Origin of the sequence: Salinicola lusitanus, assembly GCF_003206045.1 — a bacterium.
GTDB lineage: Bacteria > Pseudomonadota > Gammaproteobacteria > Pseudomonadales > Halomonadaceae > Salinicola > Salinicola lusitanus.
The window spans coordinates 75,911-99,246 of sequence record NZ_PZJM01000004.1; the positions used below are offsets into that span (position 1 = coordinate 75,911).

At 65.3% G+C, this 23,336-nt stretch carries 22 protein-coding genes; 14 read left to right on the top strand and 8 right to left on the bottom strand.

The features are described 5' to 3' along the window. Positions 1-6 precede the first annotated feature (6 nt). The 4 genes from DOM45_RS07570 to DOM45_RS07585 all read left to right on the top strand — a co-directional run bounded on the left by DOM45_RS07570 (position 7) and on the right by DOM45_RS07585 (position 5,265). The gene (locus DOM45_RS07570; RefSeq protein ID WP_110599154.1) at positions 7-339 is read left to right on the top strand and encodes a GIY-YIG nuclease family protein; all 333 of its coding nucleotides are present in this window, start codon (positions 7-9) and stop codon (positions 337-339) included. 42 nt (positions 340-381) lie between these two features. Then, the gene (locus DOM45_RS07575) at positions 382-1,128 is read left to right on the top strand and encodes a ParA family protein (protein ID WP_110599157.1); all 747 of its coding nucleotides are present in this window, start codon (positions 382-384) and stop codon (positions 1,126-1,128) included. 76 nt (positions 1,129-1,204) lie between these two features. Beyond that, on the top strand, positions 1,205-2,950 hold the full coding sequence (locus DOM45_RS07580) for a VRR-NUC domain-containing protein (RefSeq protein ID WP_110599159.1): 1,746 nt from the start codon (positions 1,205-1,207) through the stop codon (positions 2,948-2,950). Next, a complete protein-coding gene (locus DOM45_RS07585) occupies positions 2,947-5,265 on the top strand; it encodes an ATP-dependent DNA helicase (protein ID WP_110599161.1) in 2,319 nt (772 codons plus the stop codon). The genes DOM45_RS07580 and DOM45_RS07585 overlap by 4 nt, the downstream gene beginning before the upstream one ends. Here the strand turns inward: DOM45_RS07585 and DOM45_RS07590 are convergent. From DOM45_RS07590 to DOM45_RS07600, 3 genes are read right to left on the bottom strand one after another with little or no spacing between them, the layout of a single operon-like run. Beyond that, a complete protein-coding gene (locus DOM45_RS07590; RefSeq protein ID WP_205909419.1) occupies positions 5,262-5,696 on the bottom strand; it encodes a RidA family protein in 435 nt (144 codons plus the stop codon). The two genes, DOM45_RS07585 and DOM45_RS07590, sit on opposite strands and share 4 nt — an antisense overlap. Continuing rightward, on the bottom strand, positions 5,680-7,338 hold the full coding sequence (locus DOM45_RS07595; protein ID WP_110599164.1) for a dihydroxyacetone kinase subunit DhaK: 1,659 nt from the start codon (positions 7,336-7,338) through the stop codon (positions 5,680-5,682). The genes DOM45_RS07590 and DOM45_RS07595 overlap by 17 nt, the downstream gene beginning before the upstream one ends. Before the next feature lie 34 nt (positions 7,339-7,372). Further along, on the bottom strand, positions 7,373-8,671 hold the full coding sequence (locus DOM45_RS07600; protein ID WP_110599166.1) for an NAD(P)/FAD-dependent oxidoreductase: 1,299 nt from the start codon (positions 8,669-8,671) through the stop codon (positions 7,373-7,375). Positions 8,672-8,990: 319 nt separating this feature from the next. Here DOM45_RS07600 and DOM45_RS07605 point away from each other — a divergent pair, with 319 nt between their 5' ends. From DOM45_RS07605 to DOM45_RS07615, 3 genes are all read left to right on the top strand, one after another. Further along, positions 8,991-9,656, top strand: coding sequence for a phosphoglycolate phosphatase (locus tag DOM45_RS07605; RefSeq protein WP_110599168.1), 666 nt, complete (start codon positions 8,991-8,993; stop codon positions 9,654-9,656). A 219-nt stretch (positions 9,657-9,875) separates the two neighbouring features. Further along, complete coding sequence (gene trpE, locus DOM45_RS07610; RefSeq protein ID WP_110600380.1) at positions 9,876-11,372, top strand: anthranilate synthase component I; 1,497 nt, start codon at positions 9,876-9,878, stop codon at positions 11,370-11,372. Positions 11,373-11,423: 51 nt separating this feature from the next. Continuing rightward, positions 11,424-12,164, top strand: coding sequence for a VTT domain-containing protein (locus DOM45_RS07615; protein WP_110599171.1), 741 nt, complete (start codon positions 11,424-11,426; stop codon positions 12,162-12,164). Between the two features lie 112 nt (positions 12,165-12,276). On the opposite strand, the gene argF is transcribed toward DOM45_RS07615, so the two are convergent. Further along, on the bottom strand, positions 12,277-13,194 hold the full coding sequence (gene argF, locus DOM45_RS07620) for an ornithine carbamoyltransferase (protein WP_110599173.1): 918 nt from the start codon (positions 13,192-13,194) through the stop codon (positions 12,277-12,279). A 417-nt stretch (positions 13,195-13,611) separates the two neighbouring features. Here argF and grxD point away from each other — a divergent pair, with 417 nt between their 5' ends. Further along, the gene (grxD, locus tag DOM45_RS07625) at positions 13,612-13,956 is read left to right on the top strand and encodes a Grx4 family monothiol glutaredoxin (protein WP_110599175.1); all 345 of its coding nucleotides are present in this window, start codon (positions 13,612-13,614) and stop codon (positions 13,954-13,956) included. A 71-nt stretch (positions 13,957-14,027) separates the two neighbouring features. Here the strand turns inward: grxD and rnt are convergent, their stop codons facing one another. Next, entirely contained in the window at positions 14,028-14,693 is a 666-nt protein-coding gene (rnt, locus tag DOM45_RS07630; RefSeq protein WP_110599177.1) for a ribonuclease T, read from the bottom strand. Between the two features lie 223 nt (positions 14,694-14,916). Here rnt and DOM45_RS07635 point away from each other — a divergent pair, with 223 nt between their 5' ends. The 4 genes from DOM45_RS07635 to DOM45_RS07650 all read left to right on the top strand — a co-directional run bounded on the left by DOM45_RS07635 (position 14,917) and on the right by DOM45_RS07650 (position 17,944). Continuing rightward, a complete protein-coding gene (locus DOM45_RS07635) occupies positions 14,917-16,137 on the top strand; it encodes an argininosuccinate synthase (protein WP_110599179.1) in 1,221 nt (406 codons plus the stop codon). Positions 16,138-16,201: 64 nt separating this feature from the next. After that, complete coding sequence (locus DOM45_RS07640; RefSeq protein WP_110599181.1) at positions 16,202-16,507, top strand: HlyU family transcriptional regulator; 306 nt, start codon at positions 16,202-16,204, stop codon at positions 16,505-16,507. Between the two features lie 155 nt (positions 16,508-16,662). Beyond that, positions 16,663-17,325: a glutathione S-transferase family protein gene (locus DOM45_RS07645; RefSeq protein WP_110599183.1), complete on the top strand. Its 663-nt coding sequence runs from the start codon at positions 16,663-16,665 to the stop codon at positions 17,323-17,325. Between the two features lie 109 nt (positions 17,326-17,434). Then, positions 17,435-17,944, top strand: coding sequence for a DUF1161 domain-containing protein (locus DOM45_RS07650; RefSeq protein ID WP_110599185.1), 510 nt, complete (start codon positions 17,435-17,437; stop codon positions 17,942-17,944). A gap of 15 nt (positions 17,945-17,959) precedes the next feature. On the opposite strand, the gene nth is transcribed toward DOM45_RS07650, so the two are convergent. The 3 genes from nth to metG all read right to left on the bottom strand — a co-directional run bounded on the left by nth (position 17,960) and on the right by metG (position 21,882). Then, the gene (nth, locus tag DOM45_RS07655; RefSeq protein WP_110599186.1) at positions 17,960-18,598 is read right to left on the bottom strand and encodes an endonuclease III; all 639 of its coding nucleotides are present in this window, start codon (positions 18,596-18,598) and stop codon (positions 17,960-17,962) included. Further along, positions 18,595-19,611 (bottom strand): RnfABCDGE type electron transport complex subunit B, encoded by a 1,017-nt coding sequence (locus DOM45_RS07660; protein ID WP_240612322.1) that lies wholly within the window; start codon positions 19,609-19,611, stop codon positions 18,595-18,597. Before DOM45_RS07660 ends, nth begins: the two co-directional genes overlap by 4 nt. A 210-nt stretch (positions 19,612-19,821) precedes the next feature. Continuing rightward, positions 19,822-21,882, bottom strand: coding sequence for a methionine--tRNA ligase (gene metG / locus DOM45_RS07665; protein ID WP_110599190.1), 2,061 nt, complete (start codon positions 21,880-21,882; stop codon positions 19,822-19,824). Between the two features lie 182 nt (positions 21,883-22,064). Here metG and DOM45_RS07670 point away from each other — a divergent pair, with 182 nt between their 5' ends. Together DOM45_RS07670 and DOM45_RS07675 are read left to right on the top strand one after the other, a co-directional pair. Continuing rightward, positions 22,065-22,838, top strand: a complete 774-nt coding sequence (locus tag DOM45_RS07670; protein WP_110599192.1) for a GNAT family N-acetyltransferase — start codon at positions 22,065-22,067, stop codon at positions 22,836-22,838. Between the two features lie 58 nt (positions 22,839-22,896). Then, positions 22,897-23,307, top strand: coding sequence for a DoxX family protein (locus DOM45_RS07675; RefSeq protein WP_205909420.1), 411 nt, complete (start codon positions 22,897-22,899; stop codon positions 23,305-23,307). The last annotated feature ends 29 nt before the right edge of the window (positions 23,308-23,336 follow it).

Consider the following 23,336-nt stretch of genomic DNA (forward strand, 5'->3'; position numbering starts at 1 on the left):
GTGTCGATGTCAGCCGACCCGGCAACGGACGCGCCGTCACGACAGTGGTATCTCTATCTCGTCGAGATGGCCAACGGCTCGCTCTATACCGGCATCACCACCGATATCGAGCGGCGTTTCGCCCAGCACGTCAACGGCAAGGGCGCACGTGCGCTGCGTGGCAAGGGGCCATTGACCCTGCGCCACGCCCAGGCGGTCGGCAGTCACGGTGACGCGCTCAGGCTCGAGGCGGCGATCAAGCGACTCAGCGCCGCCGGCAAACGGCGCTGGCTCGAGCGTCAGGTGTTGTCATCATCTTGTCATCGAAACGTCATCTCCGTGGATCCGCCCACCCCGTAGAATCCGAGACACTATCCGGCGACTCAGGGAAATGTCTCGATCATGAAAGTGGTGGCCCTGCATAATTTCAAAGGCGGCGTCGGCAAGAGCTCGGCCGCCGTCAATCTGGCCCGGGAAGCCAACCGCGACGGTCTGCCGGTTCTGTTGTGGGACCTCGATGCGCAGGGTGCCGCCACCTGGATACTCGGCGGGGAAAACGGCATGAGCCGCAAGGTCGGCAAGCTGCTGGCGGGGAAATCCCCGCTGGGCGAGCAGGTCCAGCACACGCCGTGGGAGCGGTTCGATCTGTTGCCGGCGGATATTCGGCTGCGTGATCTCGATCGCCTGCTCGATGACAACGCCGATGGCGGCAAGCACCTCAAGCGGCTGATCGCGCCGTTCAGCGAGGAGTATGCGCTGATGGTGCTGGACTGCCCGCCCGGGCTTTCCACGCTGGCTGAACAACTCATCCGTGCCGCCGATCGCATCCTGGTGCCGACCATTCCCAGCCCGCTGTCGGTTCAGGCCTTCTCGCGCATGGTCGATCATCTCGACCTCAAGAAACGCCAGCGCCAGCGGCTCACGCCGTTCTTCAACCTGGTCGACCGACGTCGGACGCTGCACCGCGAGTGGCTTGAGGCACCGCCGGCCGCCATCGGGGCGCCGATGCAAACCTGGATTCCCTACGCCAGCGACGTCGAACGCATGAGCCTGGAGTGCAGTCCGCTGGCCGACCTGGCGCCACGCAGTCGCGCCACCCACGCCTACCGTCGTCTCTGGCAGGAGCTCAAGGCGGGGCTGGGAGAGTAATAGGCTGCAAGACTTCGAACGGCAGTGACAGGTCTGTATACTTAGCCAGTGTTTTGAGTCCGACACTGGGGACGCCATGGCGCTGCCGACGCTCGAAGACCCGCTCTACTATCTCGCCAATTTCCGCCGCGTGCTCGACTGGCTGACGTCGCGTTACGCCGACGTGCTGAGTGTCGACGAAGCCGCTTTCATCGATGATTTCGAACGCCTGCCCCAGCCTTCCCAGGCGCTGCTGGTCAGGATGATCATGCGTCGGGGCGTCGATTTCCGCGCCAGCCGCCTCGACTATGCCGAGATCGGCGATACGCCGGCGGCGGCCGGGCCGCTGATCGCGGCCGGCTGGATCGAGGAGGGCGCGCCGCTGTCGCCGGAGGTGCTGTTCGCGCTGACGACCCGGCCGGAGATCGCTGCGCACCTGGGCGGCTGGCTGGCGAGCCTCGGTGTCTCCCGGAGCGCCGCCAAGGGGGCATGGCTGACGGCGCTGCAGGCGGCGTCTCCCGAGCCTCGCCCCCTGGCCGAGTGGGCCCCCGAGCTCGAGGACCGTCACTACCGGCTGGGCGTCGATGCGATGTGCGAGCGTTTCCGGTTGATGTTCTTCGGCAATCTGCGCCAGCAGTGGTCGGAGTTCGTGCTGGCGGAGCTCGGCGTCTACCGTTTCGAGACCGTCGAGCTGGAGGCAACCTCGCGGGCGTTTTCCCGACGCCAGGAACTGGAGGCCTATCATCACCTGCACCGCTGCCGGGAACGCTTCGAGGCCGATGAGGCGATGGCGTCGCTGCTCACCGATATTCCACGCGAGCCGTTTGCCAATGAGTGGCTGGAACGGCGCCGGGGGCGGTTGATCTACAAGCTGGCCTACCGCCTCGAGCGCCAGGGTGAGCTCGACCAGGCGCTGAGTCTCTACCGGGAAAGTTCGGCACCGGAGGCGCGGCTTCGCCAGGTTCGGGTGCTGGAGGCGCAGCAGGCGACGGCAGCGGCGCTGGCGCTGGCGGAACGGGCGGCAGCCGACCCCGTCAGCGCGGCGGAGCATCAGGCGCTGGAACGGGTGCTGCCCCGGCTTCGTCGCAAGCTCGGTCAGGCGCCGGGGCGCCGGCCGGAAGCGGCAGATCCGCCACGTCTGGACCTGGTGCTACCTCGCGCCGCCAGCGTCGAGCGGGCGGTGGCCCGGCATCTCTGCCGTGACGAGGCGCCGGTCTGCTACGTCGAGAACGCGCTCGTCAATGGCCTGTTCGGACTGCTCTGCTGGGAAGCGATCTTCGCGCCACTGCCAGGGGCCTTCTTCCATCCGTTTCACTCGGGGCCGGTGGATCTGTTCGAGGCGGATTTCCAGGCGCGCCGGCGCGACCGGTTCGACGACTGCCTGGCAGCGCTCGAGACGGGCGACCACGCCGCGATCATCCGTCGACGCTACCGCGAGAAGTGGGGGACCCAGTCGCCCTTCGTGTTCTGGGAGGCGCTCGACGAGCACCTGCTGGAGCTGGCCCTCCAGTGCATCCCGGCGCGCCACCTGCGGCTCTGGTTCGAGCGGCTGCTCGGCGACGTCCGTGCCAACCGCGCCGGGATGCCGGACCTGATCCAGTTCTGGCCGCAGGGCGGGGATCCCTCCCAGGCGACGCAGGACGCCACCGCGCCGGCTTATCGCATGATCGAAGTGAAGGGGCCCGGCGATCGCCTGCAGGACAACCAGAAGCGCTGGCTGGAGTTCTGCGCCCGACACGACATGCCGGTCAGTGTCTGCTACGTCAGTTGGGACCCCGAGGGCGATATCGAGGCACCCGGCCTGCCCGGTTCCGATACGGCCGTCGCCGGGGGCGACTCTTGAGCTATCGGATCGCCGTTCGGGCGCTGTGCGAGTTCGCGGCCAAGCGAGGCGACCTCGATCTGCGCTTCACGCCGTCGCCTTCGGCACAGGAGGGGATCGCCGGCCATCAGCTCGTCGCGGAGCGCCGCGGGGAGCGTTACGAGCGCGAGATTGCCTTGGCCGGCAGCTATCATCACCTCGAGGTGCGCGGGCGTGCCGATGGCTACGATCCCGACGCCAACCGGCTGGAGGAGATCAAGACCCATCGCGGTGACCTCGCCCGTCAGCCGGCCAATCAGCGCGCGCTGCACTGGGCCCAGGCCAAGACCTATGGACACCTGCTGTGTGCCGAGCGCGGGCTGGATCAACTCACGGTGACGCTGGTCTATTTCGACATCGTCAGCCAGCGCGAGACGGCCCTGAGCGAACCATGCTCCGCCGGGGCCCTGCGGGCCGAGTTCGAGACCCACTGCCAGGCTTTCCTGGCCTGGGCGCAGCAGGAGCTGGCGCACCGCCGCCGCCGGGACGACGCCCTGAGGTCGCTCCGCTTTCCTCATGCCGGTTTCCGCCAGGGCCAGCGGCCGTTGGCCGAATCCGTCTACAAGGCCATTCATACCGGCCGCTGGCTGATGCTGCAGGCGCCCACCGGCATCGGCAAGACCCTGGGGACACTGTTCCCGCTGCTCAAGGCGATGCCCGGCGAGCCGTTGGACAAGGTCTTCTTCCTGACGGCGCGCAATACCGGGCAGCGACTCGCCCTCGAGGCATTGCAAACGCTGGGCGCGGACCACCGTCGCCACGGCGCAGCCGGGCCGAGTGTCGCCGCGGCCGCCGAGAGCGGGGCGCTGCACCTGCGGGTGCTGACGCTGACGTCTCGTGACAAGAGTTGTGAGCATCCCGACAAGGCCTGTCACGGCGACGCCTGCCCGCTGGCCGCCGGTTTCTACGATCGCCTGCCCGCGGCCCGCGCAGCGGCGGTCGAGCGCGGCTGGCTCGATCGTGCCGGGCTGCGGGATACCGCGCTCGCCCACGACATCTGCCCCTATTACCTCGGTCAGGAGATGGCGCGCTGGGCCGATGTCGTGGTCGGCGACGTCAACTACTGGTTCGATTTCCACGCCATGCTCTATGCCCTGAGCCAGCAGCAGCAGTGGCGGGTGGGCGTGCTCGTCGACGAGGCCCACAATCTGGTCGCGCGCGGGCGCGGCATGTACAGCGCGACGCTGGATCACGGCGCCTTCAGGCGCCTGAAGCCGACGTTGCCGGCGCCGCTCAAGCGGCCGTTCTCGCGGGTGGCCACCATCTGGCAGGCGCTGGCGGACGAGAGCGACGCCGACTACCGGGTGATCGAGACGCTACCCGGCAAGCTGATCGGGGCGCTGCAGCAAGCGGTGTCGCAGGTCGTCGAGTATCAGAGCGAGCAGCCGATCGCGCTCGACAGCGAGCTGCAGCGATTCGCCTTCGATGCCCAGCATTTCTGCCGGGTCGCCGATGTCTTCGGCGCGCATTCGATCTGCGACGTGACCCGTCAGGCGCCCCGTGGGCGCCAGCGACGCGCAAGGGCGGAGGTGACGTTACGCAATGTGGTGCCGGCACCGTTTTTGGCGCCGCGATTCGCCGCGGCCCATGGCGGTACCCTGTTCTCCGCCACGCTGGCGCCGGAAGCCTACTATCGCGATCTGCTCGGCGTGGCACCGGATGCTCCGTGGCTATCGCTGGGTTCGCCGTTTCACGACTCCCAGCTCGAGGTGCAGATCGCCGCCCGCCTATCGACCCGTTACGCTGACCGGGAGTCATCCCTGACCCCGCTGGCGGACCGTATCGCCGCCCAGTTCCGTCAACGACGCGGCAACTACCTGGCATTCTTCTCGAGCTTCGCCTATCTCGAGCGGGTCGCCGATCGCGTGGCGGAGCGCCATCCCGACTTGCCGCTGTGGCGGCAGGCCGCGCGGATGGATGACGCCGATCGCGAGGCGTTTCTGGCACGTTTCGAGAGCGGCGGAGTGGGGGTGGGGTTCGCGGTGCTCGGCGGGATCTTCGGCGAGGGCATCGATCTACCCGGCGATCGCCTGATCGGCGCCTTCGTCGCGACCCTGGGACTGCCCCAGGTCAACCCGGTCAACGAGCAGATGAGAGCGCGCCTGCAGGCACTCTACGGTCGTGGCTACGACTACGCCTACTTCTTCCCCGGCATGCAGAAGGTGGTGCAGGCCGCCGGACGCGTGATTCGCTCGCCCCAGGACGAGGGCGTGATCCACCTCCTGGACGACCGCTTCGCCCGGCGCGAGGCCCGAGCCCTGCTGCCGGACTGGTGGCCGCCGGCCAGCCTCGGCTAGTCGCCGAGTCGGGCGGACTGCACGGCGGTACACTTGATTTCGACCAGTAGCCCGGGCTGAGCGAGATCGGCGACCCCGATGACCGTCCAGGCGCAGGTGCCCCGGGGGAATGCCGCGTCTTTCACTTTTCGGAACACTTCCATGTGGCGATGCAGGTCCACGTGGTAGGTCGTCATGTCGACGATGTCGTCGAACGTACAGCCGCCGGCGGCGAGGACACTGCGTAGATTCTCCCAGCACGCCTGGAACTGGGCTTCAGGGTCCGAGATAACCTCCAGCGCCGGCGTTCGTCCGACTTGGCCGGCGCAGTAGAGGGTGCGACCGACGCGTATGGCCGGCGCGTAGCCCGCCCGCTCTGCCAATCGCTCCATGCCCGGCGGGATGATGATCTCCCGGTCGGCGGTCGATTCGACTTCAGGCATCTCGGTCATGGGTCAACGCCTCGAACACTCTTGCCACGGCTTCGGCGCCGGGGTCGACGATGCCCCTGAGCGCGCTTTCCGGCACATAGGCGGAGCGACCGGCGTTGGCGCGAACGAGCTGGGCGGTAGCCTGGGCGCCATCGCGAGCGGCCTGCGCTGCCTGGGACAGCGTCTCCCCCCGCTGCAGCGATTCGATGGCGGGCACCAGGGCGTCGAGCATGGTGCGATCGCCGGGCCTGGCGCCGCCGTAGGCCTGCATCTTCTCGACACCGGCGGCCAGTGCCTCCTGCAGATCGCCGCGCTGGTCCAGCGAAGCCGCCGCTGCAGTGAACAGGATCGACAGCAGGACGCCGCTGGAACCACCCATGTCGCGGGAAAGGAGCTGGCCGATGCCGGCGAACATCAATGGCAGGGCTTCGGTGTTGAGCCGCCGGGCCGATAACGCCTTGGCGATCGACTCGGCGCCGCTCTCCATGCTGGCGCCGGCGTCGCCGTCGCCGCTCTTGGCATCCAGCGCATCGAGTTCCGCGCGTGATTGGCGCAGGGTCGCGATGACTCGCTCCAGAAGGGCGGAAGTGGCGGGATCCTGCGGGGCATCGTCGGCCAACGCCTCATGATCCTGTCGGGTATCCGGCGAAAAGCGGGCGGGAAGCCGGGCGGCGTGCAGCCCTGGCCAGGCCGGCGCCGTCGTCGGAGCCGTCAGTGCCTCCACCACCTCGTCGTCGGCCGGCAGCAGCGTGAGCGAGAAGCCGTGCATGTCCAGCGAGGTCATCAGCGGTGCCGGGCCGATCAGATGGGCTATCTGATCGACGCCCAGTTGGTTGAACAGGCTGGCAGCGAGCACCCCCATCTCCTGGGTGGAGCAGCTCCCCAGGTCGTTGAGCATCGCGATCCAGGGGCCGGACAACTGGCGCTCGGACAGTGCGTCGCGCAGCGGCTCGAGTACCAGTTGCATCGCCTCGTCGGCGCTGTGCGGGTCGACCTCCCGCGTGCCGGTCTCGTTGTGAATGCCCAGGCCCAGCTCCGGCGAGCGTTCGGCCGCCGCCTGGCCCGGCTGGGCCGCGGCGCTGAGTGCCATGCCCAGCGACCCCATGCGCTGGCACAGCGCTTCGGCCCGTTCGCGGATCACGTCCAGCGGCAGTTCCCGGCTCGCCAGATGACCGCTCAGCTTGTGCACCAGCACGGTACCGGCGATGCCTCGAGGCTGGGGGGCGTCCTCGATGGCGACATCGTCGGCGACGATGACCATGGCGACGTCCAGCCCTTCGCCCCGGGCCCGCTCGGCGGCGAGACCGAAGTTGAGGCGGTCGCCGGTGTAGTTCTTGACCACCAGCAGGCAGCCGGCCGCGCCGCAAACTTCGCGAATGGCCGCGAGTACCGCTTCGACGCTGGGCGAGGCGAACAGGCTGCCGGAGATCGCGCCGGTCAACATACCTTCGCCGATATAACCGGCGTGTGCCGGCTCGTGACCGGCACCACCGCCGGACAGTATCGCCACCTGGCGTCGGCCCTGATCCGCCTTGTCCCAATCGTGCCGAATCAGGATCCGCAGGCCGCTTTCCGGCTCGGCGACCCGCACTGGGGCGGTCGCCGCCACCGCCCTTAGAATCTCGTCGACGACGTCGCCCGGGGCGTTATAGAAACGATCCATGATCTCTCTCCGCTGACGTTTCGGGGTCGATGCCTCAGTGCAATTTCATCTTCGGCCTGATGTAGCGGTTGAGGCCATCGACGATGACCGTCATGCCCGTCTTGAAGATGCCGTGAATCGCCATCTGGTGCATCCGGTAGAGGGAAGCGTAGAACAGTTTGGCCAGCCGGCCCTCGATGAACAGGCTGCGCGCCGAGGCGCCACGCATCAGGCTGCCGACCGCCTCGAAGTGGGCCAGCGAGATCAGCGAGCCGCGATCGCGGTAGACGAACGGCTTGAGCGGCTTGCCATCCATGGCGGCACGCAGATTGTGGTAGCAGTGGGTCGCCTGCTGGTGGGCGGCCTGGGCCCGGGGTGGCACGCGCTTGTCGCCGGGCTGCGGGCAGGAGGCGCAGTCACCGAAGGCGAAGATGCGCTCGTCGTCGAGGCTCTGCAAGGTCTCGTGGACCTTGACCTGGTGGTTGCGCTCGGTGGCGAGCCCCAGCTGCGACAGGAATTCCGGCGCGCGAATGCCGGCGGCCCAGACGCTGAGGTCCGTCTCCAGCGGCTCGCCGTCGGCGGTAATGAAACCGTGGGCGTTGGCCTCGGTGACCCGGGTATCGACATGGATCTTGACCCCGAGTCGCTCGAGCTCACCGTGAACCGCACGGCTGATCCGCTCCGGCAGGGCCGGCAGGATGCGCGGTGCCGCTTCGATCAGGTGGACCTCGAGCTTGCCGCTGTCGAGCGCCGTGAACCCGTAGCTGTGCAGCATCCGGGAGGCGCCGAAGAGTTCGGCGGCCAGCTCGACGCCGGTGGCGCCCGCGCCGACCAGACCGACGGTCAGCTTGGGGTGTGTCCGGCGCTCCGGATCGCTGTAGCGCAGGAAGGTATTGAGCATGCTGCGGCGAAAACTCTCCGCCTGCTGCGGGCTGTCGATGAAGTGGCAGTGCTTGGCCACACCGGGGGTGCCGAAATCGTTGGAGACGCTGCCGACGGACAGCACCAGGTAGTCGTACTCGAGCTCGCGGGCCGGCAGCACGACGGCGTCGTCCTGGTCGTGGATCGGCTCCAGCGTGAGGGTGCGGTTGTCACGATCGATGGCGCTCAGCGTACCCCGCTGGAAGCGGTAGCCGTGACTCTTGGAGTGGCCCTGGTAGGAGACCTCGTCGAGCCCGGAGTCGAGGGTGCCGGTGGCGATCTCGTGCAGCAGCGGCTTCCAGATGTGAGTGGGGTTGCGGTCGACGAGGACGATGTCGGCGCGCTGGGACTTGCCGAGCTTGCGACCCAGGCGGGTTGCCAGCTCGAGTCCGCCCGCGCCGCCACCGACCACGACAATGCGTGGTGTGGTCATGGGAAAACTCCAATCGAGAAATCGGAAAAATGAGAAGGGTACAGCCGGGGAAACCGGGATCGTCGGGTCGGGCGTTTCGAGGGGGCTCGGAGAGGATGGCTGGTGAAAGGCAGGCACACCGAGAGCCGAGTGATGACGACATCGGATTGCGAGACTGCACGTTCACGGAAATGAGCACCCGTCGATGCGACGAAAGATGTGCCCGAGGATACGCCGATCGTCGACACTTGGCATCCGTGGGTTGCGTAAACTTACGCCATTTTGGGTAAGCTGCTACGCGATGTGTCACCTCTCCACCCGTTCACTCGAGGATTCCGTCATGCACCCATCGCTTCAGGACATCCGATTGGTCGCCTTCGATCTCGATGGCACCTTGATCGACTCCGTGCCCGATCTGGCGGCGGCGGTGGACACGATGCTGAGCGAGCAGCGCCTGGTGCCGGTGGGCGAGGCCAAGGTGCGCGACTGGGTGGGCAACGGCTCGTACAAGCTGGTCGAGCGGGCGCTGGCCAGCGTGCTGGGCGAGGAGCCGGACGCGGACCGGGTAGCGGCTAGCCATGATGGCTTCCTGCGGGCGTATCACGCCGCGCCCTGCGAGCGCACCCGGGTGTATCCCGGTGTCCGCGAGGCCCTCGAATCCCTCGAGGCGAAGGGAATCATCGTCACGCTGGTCACCAACAAGCCCGCGGCGTTCATCGACCCGATTCTCGACGCGCTTGAGCTGCGTCGCTATTTTCGCCTGACGCTGGGCGGGGATTCGCTGGCGGAGAAGAAACCCCATCCCGCGCCACTGCTCCATCTGGCGGCGCAGTTCGGCGTCGCCCCCGCGCAGTGCCTGATGGTGGGGGATTCGCGTCACGACGTGGAAGCGGGAAGGCGGGCCGGCTTCCGCACGCTGGCGGTGCCGTATGGCTACAACCATGGCGAGCCAGTGGCCTCGAGCCACCCGGATGGCGTGGTTGAATCGCTGGGGGAACTCGTTTAGGGTTTCCTGAACGGCGCCATGGCGGTTGTGGCGCCGTTCTTGCGCAGCTCCCGACCTTTCCGTTTTCCCTCGACCGAGCTTTGACATGCGACCGGATATCCAACGTCTTTCCAGCCCCAGCGTGTTGATACGCCACGTGACGCGTTGGCGATGGTGATCGTCAGTCGAACCGTTTCGTTTGCCGATTGCTGATTCTCACTGCTGGAGCCCGGTCCCATGATGACCCCCGATCGCTTTGCCGAGCTGGCGCAAGCCGGCTACAACCGTATTCCGGTCACCCGCGAGGTGCTGGCCGACCTGGATACGCCGCTGTCGACCTATCTCAAGCTGGCCGATGCGCCCTGGACCTTCCTGCTCGAATCGGTGCAGGGAGGGGAGAAGTGGGGGCGCTACTCGATCATCGGGTTGCCGAGTCGGGAGCGTATCGAGGTGCGGGGCCTGACCGTCCGGCACATCGTCGATGGCGAACAGGTCGGCGCCAGTCAGGTCGAGGACCCGCTGGCCTGGATCGAGCGGTTCCAGGCCAAGTTCAAGGTGCCTGACCTGGACGACCAGCCACGATTCGACGGCGGCTTGGTGGGTTACTTCGGCTACGACACCATTCGCTATATCGAACCGAAACTGCGTACTGCGCTCGCTGCCGAGAAGCCCGATCCCATCGGCGTGCCGGACATCCTGCTGATGGTGTGCGACGACCTGGTGGTCTTCGACAATCTCTCCGGCCGGCTCCAGTTGTGGACTCATGCCGACCCGGAGTCGCCCCACGCCTATGCCGACGCGGTCGAGCGACTCGAGACCCTGGAGTTGAAGCTGCGCAGCGCGACCTTCAACACCTTGAGTCCGGGTACCGGCCGTGCGGACGTCGCCGAGGACGACTTCCACGCCAGCTTCAGCGAGCAGGGCTACAAGGACGCGGTGGCGACCATCAAGGAGTACGTGCTGGCCGGCGACGTCATGCAGTGCGTGCCGTCCCAGCGCATGTCGATTCCCTACCAGGCGCCGCCGCTGGATCTCTATCGGGCGCTGCGCAGTCTCAATCCGTCACCCTACATGTTCTTTCTGAATCTCGATGACCATCACGTGATCGGATCATCGCCCGAGATTCTGACCCGTCTGGAGGGGGGCGAGGTGACCGTCCGCCCGATCGCCGGCACGCGCCCCCGCGGCGCCACGCCCGAGCAGGACAAGGCGCTGGAGGAAGAGCTGCTGGCCGATCCCAAGGAGATCGCCGAGCACCTGATGCTGATCGACCTGGGCCGCAACGATATCGGCCGCATCAGCGAAATCGGCACGGTCGAGCTCACCGACAAGATGGCGATCGAGCGTTATTCCCACGTCATGCACATCGTCTCCAACGTCACCGGCAAGCTGCGCGAAGGCATGTCGGCGATGGACGTGCTGCGTGCCACCTTCCCGGCCGGCACGCTCTCCGGCGCACCCAAGATCCGGGCGATGGAGATCATCGACGAACTGGAGCCGGTCAAGCGTGGCGTCTATTCCGGTGCCGTTGGCTATCTCTCCTGGCACGGCAACATGGACATGGCGATCGCGATCCGCACGGCGGTGCTGAAGGATGGCGAGCTGCACGTCCAGGCCGGCGGTGGCATCGTCGCCGATTCCAATCCCGACGACGAGTGGAACGAGACGCTCAACAAGCGCCGGGCGCTGTTCCGGGCCGTGGCGATGGCCGAGAAAGGGCTCGACAACCTCGAGTGATGCCATCGGCTGTCATCTGCGTGTCATGCTTGTCGCTTTACATCGGGAGGCATGACACATGCCGATTCCGCTTTCCCCGATGATGCCCGATCCGATGTCGCCGCCACGCGGCAGCGCTCTCTGCCGCGGCGGCAGCGCGCCATGAAACTCGCCTGGCGCTGGTGGCGGGTGGCCCTGGCGGCGGGGCTCGGCGTCGCCCTGTGCGTGCTGTTCGCGGCGTACGGCGGCGTGCCCCACGGCTGGCTCGAGGAGCTGCAGCTGCTGCCGTTCACCCTTGCCATGATCGTGCTGCCGGCACTGGGCGTGCCGATGACCCCCTTCTTCATTGTTGCCGGGCTGCGCTTTGGCGTGGCCGGCGGCCTCGCCGTGGCCGCACTGGCAACGCTGTGCAATCTGCTGCTCTGCTATGCCATCGCGCACAGTCGCCTGCGCCCGCGTCTGCGACAGCTGCTCCAGCGGCGCTTTCCCGCGTTGGGAGAGCTCGATGCGGATCGCCGTAGCGCTTGGCGGGTCACCTTCCTGATCAAGCTGGTGCCGGGCGTGCCGATGTTCATCAAGCACTACGCCCTCGGCGTGGCCGGTGTGCCGCGCTCGATCTATCTCACGGTGGCGCTGCTGACCACGGGTCCTTACGGGGTGGCCTTCGTGGTCCTGGGAGAGTCCGCCCTGAGCGGGGATCTGGGGCAGGCCCTGGGGGCGCTGGCGGCGCTCGCGCTGATTGCGGTGTCGCTACTGGCCTGGCGTCAGGCGCGCCGACGTCGCCTGGCACGGCGGGCGGTACAGGGGGAATAGACGGCGGGGAGGCGGCGAAGAAGCGTTGAATGGCCGGCTCGCTGCGGAGCCGGCATCGCCGCCAGCGTCAGGGCCGGCGGGGATGAGGGCGTGTTGGCTCAGTCGGCCCGGCTCAGTCGACCCGACCCAGCAACAGGAACTCGATCAGCGCCTTCTGGGCATGGAGGCGATTGCCGGCTTCCTGCCACACCACGGCGCGTGGGTCGTCGAGCAAGGTGGTGCTGATCTCCTCGCCGCGATGCGCCGGCAGGCAGTGCAGGAAGATCGCCTCCTCGTTGGCCTGATCCAGCAACGCTTCGGTGACCTGGTAACCGGCGAAGTCCCGCTCGCGCTTGGCCTGTTCTTCCTCCTGACCCATGGAGGCCCAGACATCGGTCGTGATCAGGTCGGCACCGCTGATGGCCTGGCGTGGGTCGCGCAGGATCGTGACTCGGTCGCCGGCGGCCGCGACGATATCCTCGCGCGGCTCGTAGCCCTCGGGACAGCAGATGCGCAGCTGGAAATCGAACTGCCGGGCGGCGTTGATCCAGGAGTGACACATATTGTTGCCGTCACCGATCCACACCGCCGTCTTGCCCTTGACCGGCCCACGGCACTCGGTCCAGGTCATGACGTCGGCCAGCAGCTGGCAGGGGTGATAGTCGTCGGTCAGGGCGTTGATCACCGGTACGGCGCTGGCGGCGGCAAACGCTTCGAGGCCGGCGTGAGAGAAAGTCCGGATCATCACCGCATCGACCATTTCCGACAGTACCCGCGCGGTATCCGCGATCGGCTCTCCGCGGCCGAGCTGGGTATCCCGCGATGACAGGAACAGCGCATGGCCGCCGAACTGTGCCATGGCGGTTTCGAACGAGACCCGGGTTCGCGTCGAGGACTTCTCGAAGATCATCGCCAGGGTGCGATTGCTGAACGGCGTGTAGACGGGGCCGTTGGTCTTCAGCCGGTTCTTGATCGTGATCCCGCGCTGGATCAGGTAATCGAGCTCTTCGGCGGAGAGATCCAGAAGGGTCAGAAAGTGGCGTGCGCTCATGGGTGGATTCCTGTCGTGTCTTGACGTTGAGACATGGGCTTCAAGGCATGCGGCATCATCCCGGCGCGCCGCACTGAAAACTCGATCGGTGGCCATGCCCGCCATGGCGACTGCCACCAGAAAAAGAAAAAAGCGCCGCGGGCGAGGCGCCCGGTGGGGCGTCTCGCTAGACGGCGCCAGGATCGATGCGATGGGAAAGCCGTGCCCTGGGCGGGCGTCGGTGGCCGGCGTCGATCCGTGCGAAAGCCAATCATCCTAACCAGACCCCGTGAGCGGCGCAACGCCGCGGAATGCCTTCACGGGTCGGCGGGGGTGTTTTCGGTCGGTGTCATCAGTAGAATGGTCTTACGGTCTTTTATATTCGCGCACACGCGAAGGGTGGGCCAGCGGCTCTCTCTTCCCGCTACAGGACGTCTCATGAGCGATACCATCGAAGCGATCAAGCAGCAGATCAGTGACAACGCCATCCTGCTCTACATGAAGGGATCGCCCCAGCTGCCCCAGTGCGGCTTCTCTGCCCAGGCGGTCCAGGCGTTGATGGCATGCGGCGAGAAGTTCGCCTTCGTCAACATCCTCGACAATCCGGATATCCGGTCAGAGCTGCCCAAGTACGCGAGCTGGCCGACGTTTCCCCAGCTGTGGATCGACGGCGAGCTGGTAGGCGGCTGCGACATCATCGTCGAGATGTATCAGAACGGTGAGCTGGAGCCCATGGTCAAGGCCGCTGCGGCCAAGGCTGCCGAGGCCTCCAGCGATAGCTGATTCGGCACGTCGACGATTGTCGTTGCCGTGAAAGGCGCCCGTCCCAGGACGGGCGCCTTTCGTTTCAGTGCTCAGACGTCGTCGAGACCCTGCTCCTTCATCGCCAGGTTCCAGCCGCCCAGATCCTTGAAGCGGTTGACGATGGCGCAGAACAGCTCCGCCGTGCGTTCGGTATCGTAGCTCGCCGAGTGGGCCGAGGAGTTGTCGAATTCGATACCGGCTGCCTGGCAGGCTCGCGCCAGGACCGTCTGGCCGTAGGCCAGGGCCGACAGCGACGCGGTGTCGAAGCTGGAGAAGGGGTGAAAGGGGTTGCGCTTGATATTGCAGCGATTGACCGCGGCGTTGAGAAACCCCTGGTCGAATGAGGCGTTGTGGCCGACGAGGATGGCCCTGGAGCAGTCGTGGGACTTGATGGTCTTGCGAATCGGCTTGAAGATTCCGTCCAGCGCTTCACGCTCGCTGACGGCGATCTGCTTGCGGAAGGCGCTGGAGAGGTCGATGCCGGTGAAATCCAGGGCGGACTGTTCGACGTTGGCCCCCTCGAAAGGCTCGACGTGGAAGGCGATGGTATCCAGTGGCAGCAGGTTGCCCTGGTCGTCCATCGTCAGCGGCACGGCGGCGATTTCCAGGATCGCATCCGTTGCCGAATTGAACCCGCCGGTTTCGACGTCTACCACGACCGGGAGATATCCGCGAAAACGCTGCGCCATCAGCTCTTTCGTGCTGGCGTCCGACATGCAATGACTCCCATTCCCTTGGTGTGGTAGTGGTAATGTGTAGAGGAAACCGTGGTCCTGAAACCGCGTAGAGTCTAGCAGTTTCGGTCATTGGCGTCCCGTCGCTCGGTGTTCGTGGCGGGCCGGGAGCGTTATAATTTCCGACCGCACCGTTCGCCGATTGCCGCACGTCAACGAACCACATACCTTGCTCATCAATTCAAACTTGCTAAGGAGCTGTCGCATGTCCGATGTCAAAAAGGTCGTCCTCGCCTATTCCGGCGGCCTTGACACTTCCGTGATCGTGAAGTGGCTGCAGGAAACCTACGCTTGCGAGGTGGTCACCTTTACCGCCGATATCGGTCAGGGCGAAGAGGTCGAGCCGGCGCGAGCCAAGGCGCAGGCGCTCGGGGTCAAGGAGATCTACATCGAGGACCTGCGGGAAGAGTTCGTTCGCGATTACGTCTATCCGATGTTCCGGGCCAACACCATCTACGAGGGCGAGTACCTGCTGGGCACCTCCATCGCGCGCCCGCTGATCGCCAAGCGTCTGATCGAGATCGCCAACGAGACCGGCGCCGACGCCATCTCTCACGGGGCGACCGGCAAGGGCAACGACCAGGTGCGCTTCGAGCTGGGCGCCTACGCGCTCAAGCCGGGGGTCAAGGTGATTGCGCCGTGGCGTGAGTGGGACCTCAACTCCCGCGAGAAGCTGATGGCGTACTGCGAGGACAATGACATCCCGGTCGATTTCTCCAAGAGCAAGAAGAAGTCACCGTACTCGATGGATGCCAATCTGCTGCACATCTCCTACGAGGGCGGCATTCTCGAGGATCCGTGGGCCGAGGCGGAAGAAGAGATGTGGCGTTGGAGCGTGGCGCCGGAAGCCGCGCCTGACCAGCCGACTTACATCGAGCTGACCTACGAGAAGGGCGATGTCGTCGCCATCGACGGCGAACCGCTGAAGCCGCACGAGGTGCTGGCCAAGCTCAACAAGCTGGGTGGCGACAATGGCATCGGCCGTCTCGACATCGTCGAGAACCGCTATGTCGGCATGAAGTCCCGCGGTTGCTACGAAACGCCGGGCGGGACCATCATGCTGCGCGCGCATCGCGCCATCGAGTCGTTGACGCTCGACCGCGAGGCGGCACATCTCAAGGACGAGCTGATGCCCAAGTACGCCAAGACCATCTACAACGGTTACTGGTGGAGTCCGGAACGGCGCATGCTCCAGGCTGCCATCGACGAGACCCAGACCTTCGTCAACGGCGTGGTGCGGATGAAGCTCTACAAGGGCAGCGCGACGGTGGTCGGGCGCAAGTCCGAGCAGTCGCTGTTCGACGAATCGATTGCCACGTTCGAGGATGATGCCGGCGCCTACGACCAGAAGGACGCCGAAGGCTTCATCAAGCTCAACGCGCTGCGTCTGCGGATCGCGGCCGGCAAGGGCCGCTCCGCGAGCTAGCGCTGTCCGACCCAACCCCCGATGCCGATATCTGCGATGTCGGCATCCGAATCGGGAGCAACGTATGTTCAAGAAACTGTTCTCCGGGCTGCTGGGCGGTGGCGATGCCAGATCCGCCACGCCCAAGCAGGAGCGCGAGCCGGTCGAGTACAAGGGGTTTCTGATCGTGCCCGAGCCGCAGGATGCCGGTGGCCAGTATCGGGTCAGCGGATGGATTCGCAAACCGGTCGAGGGCGGCGAGACCCTGGAGCGACGCTTCGAGCGTTCGGACGTGGTACCGGGCGAAGATGGTTGCGTGGAACTGACGATCACCAAGAGTCAGCGCTATATCGATGACGTCGGTGACGAGATGTTCGAGCAGCAGCACTGACGACCTTCTATCGATCTCGATGACGGCGCCTGCAGGGCGCCGTTTTCGTCAGTGGCGGCTTCAACGATAACTTCCTATGGTTAAGAGCGTTCCCGGAGGCCGCTGAGAACCCAGGCGGCCGGGAGAGTCGAAGAAACCGGCAAGGAAGCGTTGACATGATCACTGTTCACCACCTCGAAAATTCCCGGTCGCAGCGTATCCTGTGGCTGCTGGAGGAGCTGGGTGTCGAGTATGAGGTCCGAACCTACCGACGCGATCCCAAGACCATGCTGGCGCCCGCGGAGCTGAAGCGTATCCATCCGCTCGGCAAGTCGCCGGTCATCACCGATGACGCCTACACCGTCGCCGAATCCGGCGCGATCATCGAATATCTCGTCTCCCGCTATGACGGTGACGCCCTGGTACCGGAGGCCGGTACGCCGGAGCGGCTGCGTTACACCTACTGGCTACATTACGCCGAAGGCTCGGCGATGCCGCTGTTGGTGATGAAGCTGGTTTTCTCGAAGTTGGGCAAGCCCCCCGTACCCGCGGTCATTCGTCCCATCGGCAGGCTGCTGGCCAATGGGGTCCGACAGAAGTTCCTCGACCCCCAGCTCGAGATGCATCTCGATTACTGGGAGAGTGAACTGCGTCAGCACCCGTGGTTCGCGGGCGATGAGTTTAGCGCGGCGGATATTCAGATGAGTTTTCCGTTGCTGGCGGCCGAAAGTCGTGCCGACCTCTCCGGACGTCCCAATATCAAGAAAGTGCTGCAGAATATGCGCGACCGCCCGGCCTATCAGAGAGCGATCGAGAGAGGCGGCGAGTTTCGGTTGTGAGACCTTCCGGCTCCCCGTCGGGTGAGACGGGATGATCGGCTCGGTACTTCCCGCGCGAATTGGCGGTCCTGGCCGCGGTTCGTGCATTGCCATGGGGTGAGGAGTGTCTATGCGTGTTATTACCTGGAAGTTCGCCGTCGTGGCGGGGTTGAGTAGTGCTTGCCTGGCATCGTCGCTCGCTTGGGCCCAGGCGCAGCAGGGCGATTCGCCGTTCGACCAGCAACCCGAGACGCGCCTGGCCTGCGAAAGGCTCAAGGCACAGATCGATCAGACCATCCGCGATAATGGTGCTCGCCACTTCCTGCTCGAGATCGTCGACAACGCCCAGGTCGATGATGGCGTGGTGAAGGAGGGGGAGGCCTTCGCTGGCGCCGAGGTGGTCGGCAGCTGCGATGGCGGCACACGCAAGATCGTCTACAGCCGTGACGGGGCGACCGAAATGAGCGTCACGGCCCCGGAAGCGGAGACATCCTCTGCCCCGGACGATGCCGCGAACGGCGATGGCAGCAGCTTGCCGGAGGCCGCGCCCACCGCGCCCGAGTCCATGGGCGAGGAGGCGGTGCCGACACAGGAGCCGGAAAGCGTGGACAGCGGCCAGGAGCCGGAGTCGAGCCCCTGACCGCCATCATCGGTACTAGCCGATCTCGACCTTGTCGGGATACTCGCACAGGTCCTCGATCACGCAGCTACCACAGCGCGGCTTGCGCGCCAGACAGGTGTAGCGGCCGTGCAGGATCAGCCAGTGGTGGGCATCCTTGAGATAAGCCTTGGGAACATGGCGCAGCAGCTTCTGCTCCACTTCGAGCACGTTCTTGCCCTTGGCGATGCGGGTGCGGTTGGCGACGCGAAAGATGTGCGTGTCGACCGCCATCGTCAGTTCGCCGAATGCCGTGTTCAGAATCACATTGGCGGTCTTGCGTCCCACGCCGGGCAGCGCTTCCAGCTCGGCGCGGGTGCGCGGGATATCTCCTGCGTAGCGCTCGGCCAGGATGTGGCAGGTCTTCATCAGGTTCTCGGCCTTGGTGTTGTAGAGGCCGATGGTCTTGATGTGGGCCTTCAGCCCGTCGAGTCCGAGATCGATGATCGCCTGCGGCGTATTGGCCACCGGGAACAGCCTTGCCGTGGCCTTGTTCACGCCCACGTCCGTCGCCTGGGCCGACAACAGTACCGCCGCCAGCAACTCGAACGGCGTCGACCAGTTCAGCTCGGTGGTCGGTTCGGGGTTGTGCGCCTTGAGGCGAGCAAAGATCTGCTCTCGCTTGGTGGCATTCATGAGCTCGTTCCATGATGGTCGCCCGCGCCAGTGGCAGGCTGGTTGGCGGGCGATCGGCTAGCCAGGGAGATCAGCCGTTCCGCCTCGCGTATCTTGTCCTGGGCCTCCGCGATGCCCGCCTGGTCGCCCTGACGTCGGTAATGCTCCAGCTCCTGTCGCGCCTTGCGCAGCGCCTGTTCCGCCGCCGCCAGGGCGATATGACGGTGATCGCGTGCGGCGTGCCGATTCGGTGATGGCACGGTTTCGAGTTGCCGCTTCAAGGTGTCGAGCTGTTCCTCGAATCCCGCCAGGCGCTCGAGAAGCGCGGGGCGCCGTGCCTCTTCGGCGTTATCCAACTGGCGCTGCAGGCGCTTTCGACGCGCGGTCAGGGTCGCTATCTGTGCCTTCAGAGCGGTAACGTCGATATCGGCAGGTCGTTCACGTGATGTCGCGGGCGCCTCGGTCACCTGCCGTGCCGCTGCGGCGCGGCGCTGTTCGCGCCTGTGACGTTTCCGTTCGGCCTTGAGGGTCAGGCGCCGGTTGCGGGCCTCGAAGCGTTGGCGCCCGTTGCGGGCGCGCCAGTCGAGATACTGCTGCCGTTCGGGATCACTGTTCGCCTCCGCCCAGCGTGGATGTTCGACGAGGTCGATACAGTCGACGGGGCAGGGCGCCACGCACAGCTCGCAGCCGGTGCATTCCGATTCGATCACCGTATGCATCTGCTTGGCGGCGCCGAGAATCGCATCGACGGGGCATGCCTGGATGCACTTGGTGCAGCCGATGCACTCGGCTTCTCGAATCACGGCCAGCAGCGGAGCCTGTGGCGGCTCGATCAATTCGAGAGGCGGACGGCCGGTGAGCGCGGCCAGTCGATCCCGTGTCGCTTCCCCGCCGGGCGGGCAGCGATTGACGGCCTCTCCCTCCACGATCGCCTCGGCATAGGGACGACAGCCGTCATGGCCGCATTTGCCGCATTGGGTCTGGGGCAGTTCGGCGTCGATAAGCTCGACGGTGATCGTGGCGGGGTGAGACAAGCGATGACTCTCCATTGGCACACAGGGCCTGCTCGCCGCCTCGGATGGGCGGCGCGGGGCGCTCGAAGCCGGCCATTATAGACGCTCGAAGTGGCCGCTCCCAACCTCGGCCATCTCGCAGCAGCAGACGGCTCGTCCGTGATCAACGCAAAGCGCGCGACCGGGGTCGCGCGCTCGTGGGCAAGTGTCACGCTGGCCGGGGTCCGGTCTTCAGGTCACACGCTGACCCGGTTTGGCGCCGCTATCCGGCGACAGCAGGTATATGCCGTCTTCATCGCCGGCGGCCATCACCATGCCTTCGGAGACACCGAAGCGCATCTTGCGCGGCGCCAGGTTGGCGACCATCACCGTCAACCGGCCTTCGAGCGCTTCGGGGGCGTAGACCTTGCGAATGCCGGAGAAGACCGTGCGGGTCTCGCCACCGAGGTCCAGGGTCAGCTTGAGCAGCTTGCTGGAGCCTTCGACCTGCTCGGCCTTCTTGATTTCGGCGATCCGCATGTCGACCTTGATGAAGTCGTCGAAGGTGATCTCGTCGGCGATCGGTTCGATGGCGGGCGCGTCGCCCGACTCGGCATCGGCGGGGGCTTTTCCAGTCAATTTCTTCTCCTCCTCGAGCACTTCCTTGGAAGACTCGATCATCGAGTCGATCTTGTCGCTCTCGACCCGGGTCATCAGCGGCTTGAACTTGCCGATGGTGTGACTTTCGAGCACCTGCTGGCGACTCTCCCAGTTCAGGCTTTCGACCTGCAGAAAGACGCGAGCCTGCTCGGCCATCGCCGGTACCACCGGCTGCAGGTAGACCATCAGCGTGCGGAACAGGTTGATGCCCACCGAGCAGATATCGATCACCTCCTGCTCGCGGCCGCCCTCCTTGGCCAGTACCCAGGGCGCCTTGTCGGCGATATAGGTGTTGGCCTCGTCGGCGAGTTCCATCACCTTGCGCATGGCGCGGCCGAATTCACGCGCCTCGAAGTCGGCGGCGATCTCGTCACCGGCGGCGATGAACCTGGCGACGAGCTCCGGCTCCGCGCAGGTCGCCGAGAGCTGGCCGTTGCCCAGCTTGTTGATGAAGCCGGCACAGCGGCTGGCGATGTTGACCACCTTGCCGACCAGGTCCGAGTTCACCCGCGCCGCGAAATCCTCGAGGTTGAGGTCGAGATCGTCGACCCGAGAGGTCAGCTTGGCGGCGAAGTAGTAGCGCAGATACTCCGGGTTGAGATGCTCGGCGTAGGTCTGGGCCTTGATGAAGGTGCCGCGGGACTTCGACATCTTGGCCCCGTTGACGGTCACGAAACCGTGGCAGTTGACCCCCGTCGGCGTGCGCAGGCCGGCGCCCTCGAGCATCGCCGGCCAGAACAGGGCGTGGAAATAGACGATATCCTTGCCGATGAAGTGGTAGACCTCGGCATCGGAGTCCGCCTTCCAGTAGCTGTCGAAATCGAGACCTTCACGGTCGCAGAGATTCTGGAAGCTGGCCAGGTAGCCGATCGGCGCGTCCAGCCAGACGTAGAAGTACTTGCCCGGCGCGTCCGGAATCTCGAAGCCGAAGTAGGGCGCATCGCGGGAGATGTCCCACTCGTTGAGCCCGGCCTCGAACCACTCCTGCAGCTTGTTGGCGATCTGCGGCTGGACCCGGCCGGACCGCGTCCACTGCTTCAGGAATTCTTCAAAATTGGGCAGCTTGAAGAAGTAGTGGGTCGAGGTGCGTACTTCCGGCGTTGCGCCGCTGATCGCCGACACCGGGTTGATCAGCTCCGCCGGTGTGTAGGTTCCGCCGCAGACTTCGCAGTTGTCGCCGTACTGGTCCTCGCTGCCGCATTTCGGGCAGGTGCCCTTGATGAAGCGATCGGCCAGGAACAGCCCCTTGACCGGATCGTACATCTGCTCGATATCACGGGTGCTGATATGGCCGGCATCGCGCAGTGCGGTGTAGATGCGCTCGCTGTGGAGGCGGTTCTCTTCGGAATGGGTCGAGTGGTAGTTGTCGAAGGCGACGCCGAACCGGGCGAAGTCCGCCTGATGCTCCTCGCTGACCTTGGCGATCAGCTGCTCGGAGGTGATCCCTTCCTGCTCGGCACGCAGCATGATCGCGGTGCCGTGGGCGTCGTCGGCGCAGACATAGTGGCACTCATGGCCGCGGCTCTTCTGGAAGCGCACCCAGATATCGGTCTGGATGTACTCCAGCAGGTGGCCCAGGTGGATCGAGCCGTTGGCGTACGGCAGCGCGCTGGTGACGAGGATCTGGCGCGAAAGCGAGGCGTTGTTCGACATGGCGACTGGAACATTCCCGTAACGAAACCCGCGGCGAACCGATGGCATCGACGCCGCGGGATGGATAGGCTGAAAACTTGGTCGCCGATTGTAGCACCTGAAGTGGGGTACATGGGTGTGGTGCCGCGCTTGAGCGCCGCATGGGGTGGCGGCGTCTTTGATAAAAACAAGAGGAGGGCGCAATGCGGGATGTCACCTTGGGTGTCGCGGAACCAGGATCGGGGGCCGCGCTGTACGACTTGATGACCCCGGATGAAACCTGGACTCGATTCAACGGCCCCGACTTCGGTTATCAGCGCCCCTCGTTGAATGAGTTTCTGGAAGGACGCTTCAAGCGGCTGTTGGCCGGCTATGACGCCCAGATCATCTTCTTGGAGGGGCGACCGGTAGGCGAAGTCAGTTTCTGCTGGGAGTGCGAAGCAACCCGATGGTTGGAGGCCGGTATCGTGATCTACGACTCCTCCGTCTGGGGTAAAGGTATCGGTGTCCGTGCACTTTCCTTGTGGATCACGAATCTCTTCGACCGATTCGATGTCGAGCGAATTGGCTTGACGACCTGGTCCGGCAACCCAGGCATGATGGCCTGCGCCGAAAAGCTCGGCTTTAGTCTAGAAGGGCGCCTACGCAAGGTTCGCTATTATCAAGGCGACTACTACGACTCAATTCGCTACGGAGTGCTCAGGAGTGAATGGTCTCAGGTCGACACCTCTGGGCCAGCATCTTCCGAGCCATTCACCAGTGATCGTTCCGAGAGGGAGCTGCGCGAGACGGTACAGCGTATGGAGCGCCGTCTGGGCGAGGCTTTCGCGAAAAAAAGCCAGGGATTTTTCGATTGCTACCGGGAAATGGCAGGTCGCTTCGAGCGAGATCTGGGGCGCAACTCGCGAGATGTATGGCTGGCCAAGGCCAGTGCATTGATGCTGCTGCAGTCGTTACGCGGTAACGAGCAAGCGTAGTGAGCTTCAATCTGGAGCCTTTTTTTGTTCACGGTGTTGAGGTATTCAGGGAGCGATCATGATTCATAAGCCCATGTGGCGTACGGCCGGTCTTGGCCTTGTCTTCCTCTGGTTCGCCATCGGCGGCATCGGTCATTTCGTGATGCTGGACGCCTTCGCATCGATCATTCCACCGGGTTTGCCCTGGCCCGAGGCGGCGGTGCTGATCAGCGGGTTCTTCGAGCTGCTGGGCGCCGTCGGTATCTTGCTGCCACGCTTTCGTGCGTTGGCTGGCTGGGGGCTGGTGGTACTGACGATCTGCGTGACGCCGGCCAACGTCTACATGTGGCTGCACCCCGAGCTTTTTCCTCAGGTCCCGGAGTGGGTGCTGTTCTGGCGGCTGCCGTTCCAGGTGTTCCTGCTGTGCTGCATCGTGGCCTCGACGCAGAAGCGCCTGCCAGGTTTCACCACCCAGACGCATGGCCAATGACCTTGGCCCGCTCTGGTCGTCGAGCCGGC

What these genes read in the sequence shown, in the direction of transcription:
- DOM45_RS07570 (WP_110599154.1), top strand. Translation starts at nt 7, where the DNA reads ATGTCAGCCGACCCGGCAACGGACGCGCCGTCACGACAGTGGTATCTC.
- DOM45_RS07575 (WP_110599157.1), top strand. Translation starts at nt 382, where the DNA reads ATGAAAGTGGTGGCCCTGCATAATTTCAAAGGCGGCGTCGGCAAGAGC.
- DOM45_RS07580 (WP_110599159.1), top strand. Translation starts at nt 1,205, where the DNA reads ATGGCGCTGCCGACGCTCGAAGACCCGCTCTACTATCTCGCCAATTTC.
- DOM45_RS07590 (WP_205909419.1), bottom strand. Translation starts at nt 5,696, where the DNA reads ATGACCGAGATGCCTGAAGTCGAATCGACCGCCGACCGGGAGATCATC.
- DOM45_RS07595 (WP_110599164.1), bottom strand. Translation starts at nt 7,338, where the DNA reads ATGGATCGTTTCTATAACGCCCCGGGCGACGTCGTCGACGAGATTCTA.
- DOM45_RS07600 (WP_110599166.1), bottom strand. Translation starts at nt 8,671, where the DNA reads ATGACCACACCACGCATTGTCGTGGTCGGTGGCGGCGCGGGCGGACTC.
- DOM45_RS07605 (WP_110599168.1), top strand. Translation starts at nt 8,991, where the DNA reads ATGCACCCATCGCTTCAGGACATCCGATTGGTCGCCTTCGATCTCGAT.
- trpE (WP_110600380.1), top strand. Translation starts at nt 9,876, where the DNA reads ATGACCCCCGATCGCTTTGCCGAGCTGGCGCAAGCCGGCTACAACCGT.
- DOM45_RS07615 (WP_110599171.1), top strand. Translation starts at nt 11,424, where the DNA reads ATGACACATGCCGATTCCGCTTTCCCCGATGATGCCCGATCCGATGTC.
- argF (WP_110599173.1), bottom strand. Translation starts at nt 13,194, where the DNA reads ATGAGCGCACGCCACTTTCTGACCCTTCTGGATCTCTCCGCCGAAGAG.
- grxD (WP_110599175.1), top strand. Translation starts at nt 13,612, where the DNA reads ATGAGCGATACCATCGAAGCGATCAAGCAGCAGATCAGTGACAACGCC.
- rnt (WP_110599177.1), bottom strand. Translation starts at nt 14,693, where the DNA reads ATGTCGGACGCCAGCACGAAAGAGCTGATGGCGCAGCGTTTTCGCGGA.
- DOM45_RS07635 (WP_110599179.1), top strand. Translation starts at nt 14,917, where the DNA reads ATGTCCGATGTCAAAAAGGTCGTCCTCGCCTATTCCGGCGGCCTTGAC.
- DOM45_RS07640 (WP_110599181.1), top strand. Translation starts at nt 16,202, where the DNA reads ATGTTCAAGAAACTGTTCTCCGGGCTGCTGGGCGGTGGCGATGCCAGA.
- DOM45_RS07645 (WP_110599183.1), top strand. Translation starts at nt 16,663, where the DNA reads ATGATCACTGTTCACCACCTCGAAAATTCCCGGTCGCAGCGTATCCTG.
- DOM45_RS07650 (WP_110599185.1), top strand. Translation starts at nt 17,435, where the DNA reads ATGCGTGTTATTACCTGGAAGTTCGCCGTCGTGGCGGGGTTGAGTAGT.
- nth (WP_110599186.1), bottom strand. Translation starts at nt 18,598, where the DNA reads ATGAATGCCACCAAGCGAGAGCAGATCTTTGCTCGCCTCAAGGCGCAC.
- metG (WP_110599190.1), bottom strand. Translation starts at nt 21,882, where the DNA reads ATGTCGAACAACGCCTCGCTTTCGCGCCAGATCCTCGTCACCAGCGCG.
- DOM45_RS07670 (WP_110599192.1), top strand. Translation starts at nt 22,065, where the DNA reads ATGCGGGATGTCACCTTGGGTGTCGCGGAACCAGGATCGGGGGCCGCG.
- DOM45_RS07675 (WP_205909420.1), top strand. Translation starts at nt 22,897, where the DNA reads ATGATTCATAAGCCCATGTGGCGTACGGCCGGTCTTGGCCTTGTCTTC.